This window comes from Pararhizobium qamdonense (assembly GCF_029277445.1).
Taxonomy (GTDB): Bacteria; Pseudomonadota; Alphaproteobacteria; order Rhizobiales; family Rhizobiaceae; genus Pararhizobium; species Pararhizobium qamdonense.
Genome location: NZ_CP119566.1, coordinates 4,114,772 through 4,129,914, shown reverse-complemented (window position 1 = coordinate 4,129,914; position 15,143 = coordinate 4,114,772). Strand labels below are relative to the sequence as shown.

General features: G+C 62.6%; 1 protein-coding gene. It reads right to left on the bottom strand.

Annotated features, from left to right (window positions below; translation table 11 throughout):
* Window positions 1-122 precede the first annotated feature (122 nt).
* Complete coding sequence (locus tag PYR65_RS20155) at window positions 123-15,053, bottom strand: Ig-like domain-containing protein (RefSeq protein WP_276119251.1); 14,931 nt, start codon at window positions 15,051-15,053, stop codon at window positions 123-125.
* Window positions 15,054-15,143: the final 90 nt, after the last annotated feature.

Sequence of the window (15,143 nt, the reverse complement as noted above, 5' to 3'; positions counted from 1 at the left end):
GGAAATGCGGACGTGCTCTGCCCATTCGTGTTTACGCAAGTGCGGACGCAGTACAGTTCCCGCAGTTTGCCCGGACTTGCGTCTGGGCAGGCAAGGCAGCAAAAACGCCGCCTTGCGGCAGATCACACAACGCTGATGCCCTGCTGGATCAGCAGGTCGGCATTGGTGTTGCTCCCCATCGTGGCATTGTGCCAGACGTCGTAGGTGACGGCGCCGATCGTCTGGTTCCCTGAATCCGCCCAGCCGGTGCCGATCGCTTCGGCCAGGTTTACGGTATCGTCCGCTCCGCCATTGATCAGAAGCGGATGCAGGGATGCGCCCGTTTGATCGGGAAGGCGCAGGACATCGGCAAGACTGAGAGCCAGCGTATTGGCTCCGGTGCCAAGGTCTATGCGCTCGAACCCCTGGACCCTTAGGCCATAGGCTGTCAGGTCGAGGCTGAGACCAACCGCATTGTCGAAGCGCAGGATATCGTTGCCCGATCCGGCGTCGATCAGCGTGAAGTTGGTGCCGGCAATGCCGATCGTGTCGTCGCCAACTGCACCGTAGACCGCATCGTGAAGCGTCGATGTTGCCGTCGTGCCGGTCGTGTCGGTGCCAATCCCGGTAATGATGTCGTTGCCGGCCCCGCCGGTGATCCGGTCGACACCATTGACGGGTGCGCCGAAGCCGACGCTGGTTCCGCCCACCGCCAGGATATCGTTGCCGAGTGAATAGGATTGGGTGAGATTGGCGGGGTTGGTGAAATAGGCATAGTAGGTTCCACCGTTGAGCGCGCCGGTGCTGCCATGATTTTCGCCGATACTGACATCGGCAAAGCCATCGCCGTTCCAATCCCCGAATGCCGTCGCCGAACCGAAAAGCCCGTTCACGGACGTGCCCGTGTATTTCACCGCGCGGCCGCCAGTGACCATGGCATCGAGATCGGCCACTCCACCGCTCAAAAACGCTCCCGAGAACCCGCCCGCCTGGCCATAGACCAGATAGGCGGCACCGGCGGATACATTGAGCCCGACGGTTTCATTGGGAGCGCTGACCACGAAATCGCTGATACCGTCGCCATTGGCATCCCCCAGACCGGAGATCGAGTAGCCGAGCGTATTTATGGAGGCGATGGTGGCGGAAGGTTTCTGCAGGATGAAACCATTGGTGCCGTTCAAGGTAGCGAGACTGATATTGCTCCAGGCAACGCCATTGGCCTTTCCGTAGATCACGTAGACGCGGCCGGCCCCGAAGTCGTCATTGTTGCCGTCGCCCCATCCCGGTGAGCCGATGGCGAAGTCGGCAATGCCGTCGCCATTGATATCACCGAGATTGGCCGTCGCCTGGGGATGATTGTACAGCATGCCGATGGGACCGTTCGTTTCACCGCGTCCGCCCAGCCATTCCGAGGCCTGTGTTCCGGTCAGTTTGATCATCTGCGTGGAGGAGAGGCTTCCAAGCCCGATGCCTGTGGTGGTGCTGCTAAGAGGGGTCCGGCTCCCGAAAACCAGATAGGCGGTCCCGGCATCGCCCGCGCCATCGTCGGCGAGCGGTGATGTCAGCAGATAATCGTTGATGCCGTCTCCATTGACGTCTCCGAGTATCGTCGTGTTGGACGCGAGTTCATCCGCATAGCTGCTGGAGCCGCTGGCGGTGACGCGCATATAAAGCGAGGTCGAAAGCGGTGAAACCGGGGCGCCGTTGACCATCGTATAAAGCCCGGCGCCGTCAGATAGGTAAAAGTTCCCCCATGACGCGGAACCGGGCGCTCCCCCATGGCCGAAAATGACCCAGACATTGTCATTATTGATATCCCCGACCAGCAGATCGTCATAGCCATCCGCATTCATGTCGCCGACAGCGACGCTGGCGCCGATCCAGGCGGAATTGCCATGGAAATAGGTGCCGTCGGTTGTCGCCGTATTGCCGAAACTGCTGACATTGATGCTCGCGGTCGTATTGCCGCCGCGTCCCCAGATGATCACGCCGCCATCGTTGACATGCGACGACATCACCACATCGGCATAGCCGTCATTGTTGAGGTCGCCGGTCGAGGCGGCTGCATAGGGCGGATAGCCGTCGCCTCTTCCGTCGGTGTTGGTGACACGGATACCCTGCGCCGCAGTGAGCGACGCCAGAGACACGTTGGGAAGCCCGGTGCTCGAACCGTAGAGAATATAGGCCGAACCGGACGTCGAGCCGCCCAAGGTCAGCTGCTGCGGCGCGGTGACGAGGAAGTCGTCGTACCCGTCGCCATTGAAATCGCCGACATTTTTCGCCGAAGACCCAAGGCCGCTATTGGCCGTCGCGGAAAAGCCGGTACTTGGCGTCCCCGCCGTGTCGATCACCAGGCGCGGCACAGCGCTGCCATCGAGCAGGCCAACCAGCTTGACGCTGCTATCGACCGTATCGATCAACGCCGTCTTCACATTATACGAGCCGTTCGGCAGCGCATTCATGCTGACATTGAACGTCGCCGAAGAGCCGCTGCCGGTCATCGAGATACCGCTGAGCATCACCTCGCCCGCATCGATCACACCATCATTGTCGCCGTCGACAAACAGGGTCGCCTTCAGTCGGCCGGAATTGATCGCAGCCACTTCGGTTGAGAACAGCCCAGAAACCGTCCCCGTCATCGAAGGCGTCACCAGGCCGGTAATATTGTCCGTCGTGCTGGCGCCATTGTCGCTCGTCGCGTTCAGATCCAGTACCATCTGCGCATTGGCAGCGCTGTTGATGATCACCGCCTGCGAGGAGGCGGTGCCGACGACACCCGACAGGCTTTCCACGCGCGCCAGGAATGTGTGGGTGCCATTGGCAAGGGCGGTGGCCGCCGTCCGATCGAGCGACCAGGTGGTGGCGGACGCTTGCGTGGCCGTCAGCCAGGTCGTGCCATTGTCAAGCGAGACCCGCACGATCTCGCCGCTGTGCAAGACCGTATTCGTCCCGGAAATCAAGAGCTGGTTATCGTTGGTGGCAAAGTCATTCGCGAGCAACGCCCCATCCTGGCTGATCCCGCTGACGGCCGCTGTCCCGACCGGCGCATTCGCCGCAACCGTGACCGTAAAGGCATTGGTAGTTGCGGCATTGCCTGCAGCATCGGTAACGACGGCACGGAACTGGTACTGTCCGTCCGCAAGCCCGGTCTGCGCTGATGTCGTGGCTGTCCAGGTGGCACCACCATCGGCCGATCTGCTATAGGCAATGCCTGCCGCCGCTTCCTGACCACTCAGCGACAGATTGAACGTGGCGTCGGTGGAGATGAAGTCGGAAGCGGACGTACCGCTGTCGGTATACCCCGTCAGCGTGATTGCGCCTGCAGCCGGCGCAGTATTGTCGATGGTGACCGCAATGCTGTTGGACGCGGCAGAATTCCCGGCGGCATCGGTAACGACGGCCCGGTAGAGATAGGCGCCGTCGAGGAGGCCCGTTTGCGCAGAGGTCGTGGCCGTCCAGCTCGCACCGGCATTCGCCGAGATTTGATAGACGACGGTTGCTCCTGCCTCGCTGCCCGCAAGGCTGAGATCGAAGGCGGTATCCTGCGTGAGGAAATCGCTTGCAGACGTTCCGGTATCGGTAAAGCCGGTAAGCGAAAGCGTGCCGGGTGTGATGGCTGTATCGACGGTGACCGTGACGCTGTTGGACACAGCCGAATTCCCAGCTGCATCGGTAACGACAGCCCGGTAGAGATAGGCACCATCGGGGAGGCCCGCTTGCGCTAAGGTCGTGGCCGTCCAGCTTGCACCGGCATTGGCCGAGATTTGATAGACAATACCGGCCCCTGCCTCGTTGCCCGCAAGGCTGAGATCGAAGGCGGTATCCTGGGTGAGGAAGTCGGATGCGGACGTTCCGGTATCGGTAAAGTTGGAAAGCGAAAGCGTGCCTGGGGTGACGGATGTATCGACGGTGACTGCAACGCTGTTGGACACAGCCGAATTCCCAGCTGCATCGGTAACGACAGCCCGGTAGAGATAGGCACCATCGGGGAGGCCCGCTTGCGCTAAGGTCGTGGCCGTCCAGCTTGCGCCGGCATTGGCCGAGATCTGGTAGACGACGGCTGCCCCTGCCTCGCTGCCCGCAAGGCTGAGATCGAAGGCGGTATCCTGGGTGAGGAAGTCGGATGCAGACGTGCCGGTATCGGTAAAGCTGGAAAGCGAAAGCGTGCCAGGGGTGATGGCTGTATCGACCGTGACCGTAAAGGCATTGGTGGTTGCGACATTGCCTGCAGCATCGGTAACGACGGCGCGGAACTGGTATTGTCCGTCCGCAAGCCCGGTCTGCGCTGATGTCGTGGCTGTCCAACTCGCGCCGCCATCGGTCGATCTGCTATAGGCAATGCCCGCCGCCGCTTCCTGACCACTGAGCGACAGATTGAACGTCGCGTCGGTGGAGATGAAGTCGGAAGCGGACGTACCGCTGTCGGTATACCCCGTCAGCGTGATTGCGCCTGCAGCCGGCGCAGTATTATCGACTGTGACCGCAATGCTGTTGGACGCGGCCGAATTGCCGGCCGCATCGGTGACGACGGCCCTGTAGAGATAGGCACCATCGGGTAGGCCCGTTTGCGCCGGGGTGGTGGCCGTCCAGCTTGCACCGGCATTCGCTGAGATCTGGTAGACGATGGTTGCGCTCGCCTCGCTGCCTGCTAGGTTGACATCGAAGGCGGTATCCTGGGTGAGGAAATCGCTTGCAGACGTTCCGGTATCGGTAAAGCTGGCAAGCGAAAGCGTGCCGGGTGTGATGGCGGTATCGACCGTGACTGCAATGCTGTTGGACACAGCCGAATTCCCGGCGGCATCGGTGACGACGGCCCGGTAGAGATAGGCGCCGTCGGCAAGGACGGATTGCGCCGGGGTCGTGGCCGCCCAGCTTGCACCGGCATCGGTCGAGACCTGATAGACGATCGCTGCCCCCGCCTCGCTGCCCGCAAGGCTGAGATCAAAGGCGGTATCCTGCGTGAGGAAATCGCTTGCCGACGTCCCGGTATCGGTAAAGTTGGAAAGCGAAAGCGTGCCGGGTGTGATGGCTGTATCGACCGTGACCGTAAAGACATTGGTGGTTGCGGCATTGCCTGCAGCATCGGTGACATCGGCGCGGAACTGGTACTGTCCGTCCGCAAGCCCGGTCTGCGCTGATGTCGTGGCCGTCCAGGTGGCACCGCCATCGGCCGATCTGCTATAGGCAACGCCTGCCGCCGCTTCCTGGCCGCTGAGCGACAGATTGAACGTCGTGTCTGTGGAGATGAAGTCAGACGCGGACGTACCGCTGTCGGTATACCCCGTCAGCGTGATAGCACCTGCAGCCGGCGCGGTATTGTCGACCGTGACCGCAATGCTGTTGGACGCGGCCGAATTGCCGGCCGCATCGGTGACGACGGCCCTGTAGAGATAGGCGCCGTCGGGTAGGCCCGTTTGCGCCGGGGTGGTGGCCGTCCAGCTTGCCCCGGCATCGGCCGAGATCTGGTAGACGATACTGGCCCCCGCCTCGCTGCCTGCAAGGTTGACATCGAAGGCGGTATCCTGGGTGAGGAAATCGCTTGCAGACGTTCCGGTATCGGTAAAGCTGGCAAGCGAAAGCGTGCCGGGTGTGATGGCGGTATCGACCGTGACCGTAAAGACATTGGTGGTTGCGGCATTGCCTGCAGCATCGGTGACATCGGCGCGGAACTGGTACTGTCCGTCCGCAAGCCCGGTCTGCGCTGATGTCGTGGCCGTCCAGGTGGCACCACCATCGGCCGATCTGCTATAGGCAACGCCTGCCGCCGCTTCCTGGCCGCTGAGCGACAGATTGAACGTCGTGTCTGTGGAGATGAAGTCAGACGCGGACGTACCGCTGTCGGTATACCCCGTCAGCGTGATCGCGCCTGCAGCCGGCGCGGTATTGTCAACTGTGACCGCAATGCTGTTGGACGCGGCCGAATTGCCGGCCGCATCGGTGACGACGGCCCTGTAGAGATAGGCGCCGTCGGGTAGGCCCGTTTGCGCCGGGGTGGTGGCCGTCCAGCTTGCCCCGGCATCGGCCGAGATCTGGTAGACGATACTGGCCCCCGCCTCGCTGCCTGCAAGGTTGACATCGAAGGCGGTATCCTGGGTGAGGAAATCGCTTGCAGACGTTCCGGTATCGGTAAAGCTGGCAAGCGAAAGCGTGCCGGGTGTGATGGCGGTATCGACCGTGACCGTAAAGACATTGGTGGTTGCGGCATTGCCTGCAGCGTCGGTGACATCAGCGCGGAACTGGTATTGTCCGTCCGCAAGCCCGGTCTGCGCTGATGTCGTGTCTGTCCAGGTGGCACCGCCATCGGCCGATCTGCTATAGGCAACGCCCGCCGCCGTTTCATGGCCGCTCAGCGACAGGGTGAACGTTGTGTCTGTGAAGATGAAGTCGGACGCGGACGTGCCGCTGTCGGTATACCCCGTCAGCGTGATCGCGCCTGCAGCCGGCGCGGTATTGTCAACTGTGACCGCAATGCTGTTGGACGCAGCAGAATTCCCGGCCGCATCGGTAACGACGGCCCTGTAGAGATAGGCACCATCGGGTAGGCCCGCTTGCGCCGGGGTGGTGGCCGCCCAGCTTGCACCGGCATCGGCCGAGATCTGGTAGACGATGGTTGCGCTCGCCTCGCTGCCTGCCAGGCTGAGGTCAAAGGCGGTATCCTGCGTGAGGAAATCACTTGCCGATGCACCGGTATCGGTAAAGTTGGCAAGTGTCAGCGTGCCGGGTGTGATGGCGGTATCGACCGTGACTGCAATGCTGTTGGACACAGCCGAATTCCCGGCGGCATCGGTGACGACGGCCCGGTAGAGATAGGCGCCGTCGGCAAGGACGGATTGCGCCGGGGTCGTGGCCGCCCAGCTTGCACCGGCATCGGTCGAGACCTGATAGACGATCGCTGCCCCCGCCTCGCTGCCCGCAAGGCTGAGATCAAAGGCGGTATCCTGCGTGAGGAAATCGCTTGCCGACGTCCCGGTATCGGTAAAGTTGGAAAGCGAAAGCGTGCCGGGTGTGATGGCTGTATCGACCGTGACCGTAAAGACATTGGTGGTTGCGGCATTGCCTGCAGCATCGGTGACATCGGCGCGGAACTGGTACTGTCCGTCCGCAAGCCCGGTCTGCGCTGATGTCGTGGCCGTCCAGGTGGCACCGCCATCGGCCGATCTGCTATAGGCAACGCCTGCCGCCGCTTCCTGGCCGCTGAGCGACAGATTGAACGTCGTGTCTGTGGAGATGAAGTCAGACGCGGACGTACCGCTGTCGGTATACCCCGTCAGCGTGATAGCACCTGCAGCCGGCGCGGTATTGTCGACCGTGACCGCAATGCTGTTGGACGCGGCCGAATTGCCGGCCGCATCGGTGACGACGGCCCTGTAGAGATAGGCGCCGTCGGGTAGGCCCGTTTGCGCCGGGGTGGTGGCCGTCCAGCTTGCCCCGGCATCGGCCGAGATCTGGTAGACGATACTGGCCCCCGCCTCGCTGCCTGCAAGGTTGACATCGAAGGCGGTATCCTGGGTGAGGAAATCGCTTGCAGACGTTCCGGTATCGGTAAAGCTGGCAAGCGAAAGCGTGCCGGGTGTGATGGCGGTATCGACCGTGACTGCAATGCTGTTGGACACAGCCGAATTCCCGGCGGCATCGGTGACGACGGCCCGGTAGAGATAGGCGCCGTCGGCAAGGACGGATTGCGCCGGGGTCGTGGCCGCCCAGCTTGCACCGGCATCGGTCGAGACCTGATAGACGATCGCTGCCCCCGCCTCGCTGCCCGCAAGGCTGAGATCAAAGGCGGTATCCTGCGTGAGGAAATCGCTTGCCGACGTCCCGGTATCGGTAAAGTTGGAAAGCGAAAGCGTGCCGGGTGTGATGGCGGTATCGACCGTGACCGTAAAGACATTGGTGGTTGCGGCATTGCCTGCAGCATCGGTGACATCGGCGCGGAACTGGTACTGTCCGTCCGCAAGCCCGGTCTGCGCTGATGTCGTGGCCGTCCAGGTGGCACCACCATCGGCCGATCTGCTATAGGCAACGCCTGCCGCCGCTTCCTGGCCGCTGAGCGACAGATTGAACGTCGTGTCTGTGGAGATGAAGTCAGACGCGGACGTACCGCTGTCGGTATACCCCGTCAGCGTGATCGCGCCTGCAGCCGGCGCGGTATTGTCAACTGTGACCGCAATGCTGTTGGACGCGGCCGAATTGCCGGCCGCATCGGTGACGACGGCCCTGTAGAGATAGGCGCCGTCGGGTAGGCCCGTTTGCGCCGGGGTGGTGGCCGTCCAGCTTGCCCCGGCATCGGCCGAGATCTGGTAGACGATACTGGCCCCCGCCTCGCTGCCTGCAAGGTTGACATCGAAGGCGGTATCCTGGGTGAGGAAATCGCTTGCAGACGTTCCGGTATCGGTAAAGCTGGCAAGCGAAAGCGTGCCGGGTGTGATGGCGGTATCGACCGTGACCGTAAAGACATTGGTGGTTGCGGCATTGCCTGCAGCGTCGGTGACATCAGCGCGGAACTGGTATTGTCCGTCCGCAAGCCCGGTCTGCGCTGATGTCGTGTCTGTCCAGGTGGCACCGCCATCGGCCGATCTGCTATAGGCAACGCCCGCCGCCGTTTCATGGCCGCTCAGCGACAGGGTGAACGTTGTGTCTGTGAAGATGAAGTCGGACGCGGACGTGCCGCTGTCGGTATACCCCGTCAGCGTGATCGCGCCTGCAGCCGGCGCGGTATTGTCAACTGTGACCGCAATGCTGTTGGACGCAGCAGAATTCCCGGCCGCATCGGTAACGACGGCCCTGTAGAGATAGGCACCATCGGGTAGGCCCGCTTGCGCCGGGGTGGTGGCCGCCCAGCTTGCACCGGCATCGGCCGAGATCTGGTAGACGATGGTTGCGCTCGCCTCGCTGCCTGCCAGGCTGAGGTCAAAGGCGGTATCCTGCGTGAGGAAATCACTTGCCGATGCACCGGTATCGGTAAAGTTGGCAAGTGTCAGCGTGCCGGGTGTGATGGCGGTATCGACCGTGACTGCAATGCTGTTGGACACAGCCGAATTCCCGGCGGCATCGGTGACGACGGCCCGGTAGAGATAGGCGCCGTCGGCAAGGACGGATTGCGCCGGGGTCGTGGCCGCCCAGCTTGCACCGGCATCGGTCGAGACCTGATAGACGATCGCTGCCCCCGCCTCGCTGCCCGCAAGGCTGAGATCAAAGGCGGTATCCTGCGTGAGGAAATCGCTTGCCGACGTCCCGGTATCGGTAAAGTTGGAAAGCGAAAGCGTGCCGGGTGTGATGGCTGTATCGACCGTGACCGTAAAGACATTGGTGGTTGCGGCATTGCCTGCAGCATCGGTGACATCGGCGCGGAACTGGTACTGTCCGTCCGCAAGCCCGGTCTGCGCTGATGTCGTGGCCGTCCAGGTGGCACCGCCATCGGCCGATCTGCTATAGGCAACGCCTGCCGCCGCTTCCTGGCCGCTGAGCGACAGATTGAACGTCGTGTCTGTGGAGATGAAGTCAGACGCGGACGTACCGCTGTCGGTATACCCCGTCAGCGTGATAGCACCTGCAGCCGGCGCGGTATTATCGACTGTGACCGCAATGCTGTTGGACGCGGCCGAATTGCCGGCCGCATCGGTGACGACGGCCCTGTAGAGATAGGCGCCGTCGGGTAGGCCCGTTTGCGCCGGGGTGGTGGCCGTCCAGCTTGCCCCGGCATCGGCCGAGATCTGGTAGACGATACTGGCCCCCGCCTCGCTGCCTGCAAGGTTGACATCGAAGGCGGTATCCTGGGTGAGGAAATCGCTTGCAGACGTTCCGGTATCGGTAAAGCTGGCAAGTGTCAGCGTGCCGGGTGTGATGGCGGTATCGACCGTGACTGCAATGCTGTTGGACACAGCCGAATTCCCGGCGGCATCGGTGACGACGGCCCGGTAGAGATAGGCGCCGTCGGCAAGGACGGATTGCGCCGGGGTCGTGGCCGCCCAGCTTGCACCGGCATCGGTCGAGACCTGATAGACGATCGCTGCCCCCGCCTCGCTGCCCGCAAGGCTGAGATCAAAGGCGGTATCCTGCGTGAGGAAGTCGCTCGCCGATGTACCGGTATCGGTAAAGCCGGTAAGCGAAAGCGTGCCGGGTGTGATGGCTGTATCGACCGTGACCGTAAAGACATTGGTGGTTGCGGCATTGCCTGCAGCATCGGTGACATCGGCGCGGAACTGGTACTGTCCGTCCGCAAGCCCGGTCTGCGCTGATGTCGTGGCCGTCCAGGTGGCACCGCCATCGGCCGATCTGCTATAGGCAACGCCTGCCGCCGCTTCCTGGCCGCTGAGCGACAGATTGAACGTCGTGTCTGTGGAGATGAAGTCAGACGCGGACGTACCGCTGTCGGTATACCCCGTCAGCGTGATAGCACCTGCAGCCGGCGCGGTATTATCGACTGTGACCGCAATGCTGTTGGACGCGGCCGAATTGCCGGCCGCATCGGTGACGACGGCCCTGTAGAGATAGGCGCCGTCGGGTAGGCCCGTTTGCGCCGGGGTGGTGGCCGTCCAGCTTGCCCCGGCATCGGCCGAGATCTGGTAGACGATACTGGCCCCCGCCTCGCTGCCCGCAAGGCTGAGATCAAAGGCGGTATCTTGGGTGAGGAAATCGCTTGAGGACGTGCCGGTATCGGTAAAGTTGGAAAGCGAAAGCGTGCCGGGTGTGATGACTGTATCGACTGTCAATGAAAAGAGGGAAGAGGGCGTACCCTCGTTGCCAGCCTGATCGGCGATCACGGCAACGTAGCTGTGCGTGCCATCAGCAAGCGCGCCGAGCTGGAAGGACCAACTGTTGCCGGCAATAGTCGCAGTACCGATGTAGGCAGCTCCCCTATAGATTCTGACAATATCCCCATCGGCAAGACTGCTGACATCGCCTTTGAGCAAAGGCTCACCATCGTTGGTAAGTGCCCCATTCGAGAGATCGCCGATATCCTGTGACTGGTTGTCAGTGAACGCCGTGATGGTGGCTGTCGCAGCCGGATCGACAGCGTCGGTATAGGCGGCCGTGGAAGACGGTCCATCATTGCCGGCGGCATCCGTGGCCTGGGCCGTGATCGTGCCTGATGTCTGCACACCGGGCGAGGTGATCGTATAGTTTCCATTGGGCCCAGCCACGACCGCTCCGGATGTGCCATCGGGATAGGTAATGGTCAGTGTCGCACCGGGCTCGGCTGTTCCGGTGACGGTGATGGTGCCATCGCCATTGCCAGTGACGGTCACCGAAGGCGCTGCGGGATCGACGGCGTCCGTATACGCGGCACTTGCCACCGGTCCATCATTGCCAGCAGCGTCCGTGGCCTGTGCTGTGACCGTGCCCGTTGTCTGCACACCGGGCGAGGTGATGCTGTACTGCCCATTGGGACCAGCCACAACGGACCCAAATGTGCCATCGGGATAGGTAATGGTCAGTGTCGCACCGGGTTCTGCGGTTCCCGTGACGGTGATGGTGCCATCGCCATTGCCGGTGACGGTGACCGAGGGGGCGGCGGGATCGACGGCGTCGGTATAGGCAGCCGTGGAAGACGGTCCATCATTGCCAGCTACATCGGTGGCCTGGGCTGTGACCGTTCCCGTCGTCTGCACCCCGGGCGAGGTGATCGTATAGTTTCCATTGGGACCCGCCACAACGGACCCAAATGTTCCATCGGGATAGGTGACGGTGAGGGTGGCACCGGGCTCGGCCGTGCCTGTGACGGTGATGGTGCCATCGCCATTGCCGGTGACGGTGACCGAGGGAGCGGCGGGATCGACGGCATCGACATAGGCGGCCGTGGAAGACGGTCCATCATTGCCGGCGGCATCGGTGGCCTGGGCTATGACCGTTCCCGTCGTCTGCACGCCGGGCGAGGTGATCGTATAGTTTCCATTGGGACCCGCCACGACTGTTCCGGTCGTTCCATCCGGATAAGTGACGGTGAGCGTCGCACCGGGTTCTGCGGTTCCCGTGACGGTGATCGTACCGTCACCATTGCCGGTGACGGTGACCGACGGGGCAGCGGGATCGACGGCGTCGACATAGGCAGCGGTGGAAGACGGTCCATCATTGCCGGCGGCATCGGTGGCCTGGGCTGTGACCGTTCCCGTCGTCTGCACCCCGGGCGAGGTGATCGCATAGTTTCCGTTGGGACCCGCCACAACGGACCCAAATGTTCCATCGGGATAGGTGATGGTGAGGGTGGCACCGGGTTCGGCTATGCCTGTGACGGTGATGGTACCGTCACCATTGCCGGTGACGGTGACCGACGGGGCAGCGGGATCGACGGCGTCGACATAGGCAGCGGTGGAAGACGGTCCATCATTGCCGGCGGCATCGGTGGCCTGGGCTGTGACCGTTCCCGTCGTCTGCACCCCGGGCGAGGTGATCGCATAGTTTCCGTTGGGACCCGCCACAACGGACCCAAATGTTCCATCGGGATAGGTGATGGTGAGGGTGGCACCGGGTTCGGCTATGCCTGTGACGGTGATGGTACCGTCACCATTGCCGGTGACGGTGACCGACGGGGCAGCGGGATCGACGGCGTCGACATAGGCAGCGGTGGAAGACGGTCCATCATTGCCGGCGGCATCGGTGGCCTGGGCTGTGACCGTTCCCGTCGTCTGCACCCCGGGCGAGGTGATCGCATAGTTTCCGTTGGGACCCGCCACAACGGACCCAAATGTTCCATCGGGATAGGTGATGGTGAGGGTGGCACCGGGTTCGGCTATGCCTGTGACGGTGATGGTACCGTCGCCATTGCCGGTGACGGTGACCGAGGGAGCGGCGGGATCGACAGCATCGACATAGGCAGCGGTGGAAGACGGTCCATCATTGCCGGCGGCATCGGTGGCCTGGGCTATGACCGTTCCCGTCGTCTGCACGCCGGGCGAGGTGATCGTATAGATTCCATTGGGACCCGCCACGACTGTTCCGGTCGTTCCATCCGGATAAGTGACGGTGAGCGTCGCACCGGGTTCTGCGGTTCCCGTGACGGTGATCGTACCGTCACCATTGCCGGTGACGGTGACCGACGGGGCAGCGGGATCGACGGCGTCGACATAGGCAGCGGTGGAAGACGGTCCATCATTGCCGGCGGCATCGGTGGCCTGGGCTGTGACCGTTCCCGTCGTCTGCACCCCGGGCGAGGTGATCGCATAGTTTCCGTTGGGACCCGCCACAACGGACCCAAATGTTCCATCGGGATAGGTGATGGTGAGGGTGGCACCGGGTTCGGCTATGCCTGTGACGGTGATGGTACCGTCGCCATTGCCGGTGACGGTGACCGAGGGAGCGGCGGGATCGACAGCATCGACATAGGCAGCGGTGGAAGACGGTCCATCATTGCCGGCGGCATCGGTGGCCTGGGCTATGACCGTTCCCGTCGTCTGCACGCCGGGCGAGGTGATCGTATAGATTCCATTGGGACCCGCCACGACTGTTCCGGTCGTTCCATCCGAATAAGTGACGGTGAGCGTCGCACCGGGTTCTGCGGTTCCCGTGACGGTGATCGTACCGTCACCATTGCCGGTGACGGTGACCGACGGGGCAGCGGGATCGACGGCGTCGACATAGGCAGCGGTGGAAGACGGCCCATCATTGCCGGCGGCATCGGTGGCCTGGGCTGTGACCGTTCCCGTCGTCTGCACGCCGGGCGAGGTGATCGCATAGTTTCCATTGGGACCCGCCACGACTGTTCCGGTCGTTCCATCGGGATAGGTGACGGTGAGCGTCGCACCGGGCTCGGCTGAGCCTGTGACGGTGATCGTACCATCACCATTGCCGGTGACGGTGACCGAGGGGGCAGCCGGATCGACGGCATCGACATAGATGGCCGTGGAAGATGGCCCATCGTTACCAGCAGCGTCCGTGGCCTGGGCCGTGACCGTGCCTGACGTCTGCACGCCGGGCGAGGTAATGCTGTACTGTCCGGTGACATCGGCGATCACCGACCCGGATGTGCCATCGGGATAGGTGACGGTGAGGTTCGCACCGGGCTCGGCTGTTCCCGTGACGGTGATGGTGCCGTCACCATTGCCGGTGACGGTGACCGAGGGGGCAGCCGGATCGACGGCGTCCGTATAGGCAGCCGTGGAAGACGGCCCATCATTGCCGGCCGCATCGGTGGCCTGGGCCGTGACCGTGCCTGAGGTCTGCACACCGGGTGAGGTGACGCTGTACTGCCCATTGGGACCCGCCACGACGGTTCCGGTCGTTCCATCGGGATAGGTGACGGTGAGTGTGGCACCGGGCTCGGCCGTGCCCGTAACGGTAATCGTACCATTGCCATTGCCGGTCACCACCACCAGCGGCGCTCCCGTCGTCGTGTCGACCGTGATGTCGAGAAGTTCCGAAACCGGGCTGACATTCCCATCCGCGTCGGTGGATGTGGCGGTCAGCAGGTGTTGGCCGTCCACCAGGGGAGGCGACGGGGTGAATGTCCAGGTGCCATCGGGGCCTGCCTGCGCGGTTCCGATCAGGCGGCCGTTATCGTAGATATGCACGGTGCTGCCGGCTTCTGCGGTTCCGGTGAGGACAGGACTTGCATCATTGGTGGTGGAACGGTGCTCGATCGGGCGGGCCGGTAGGCCGGCGTCGTCTGCCGCTGCAAAGTCCGGTCGTGAGGGGGAGGTCGTATCCGTTTCGGCTTGAGGCGTCTCATCGCTGCCGCCAGCCGCTGCAATGCCGCCTGCGCCCGCAAGTGCGGCGCCCAGAAGTCCGAGCAGGATCAGGGTCGAGTCATCGTCTTCGATCTTTTCGAGCACAACTTGCGCATCGGCAATGCCGTCTCCGCCGCCGAGCGCCGGGTCAAAATTCGCCAGCCATTGTGCATTGTCATCAACGAAGACGAGATTGTTATATTGGGCGCCGCTGGTAAAGAAGCCTTCGATGCGCAGCACTTTGCCATCATCGAATTCAATGATCAGGTCATTGCCGTCGCGCCCGTAATTCCGCACAGTCGAGGCGTCGCCCGAGACCAGGAAATTTGTCGGTTCTCCCGGTGCGCGAACGATGCCCGCATCGCGGGAAATGGAGATGTCGTTTTGCTGACTAAGCTTCATCTGCGCGACCATTCTAGAGCCTTCCCATGATGCTGAAATCAGCGTGTTCTTTAAGTTTCAGGTTCGTTTGCCGGTGAGAGATGCGGATTTCGTCAAGTATTA

Coding starts and splice junctions, on each gene's coding strand:
- PYR65_RS20155 (WP_276119251.1), bottom strand. CDS start 15,053: ATGGTCGCGCAGATGAAGCTTAGTCAGCAAAACGACATCTCCATTTCC.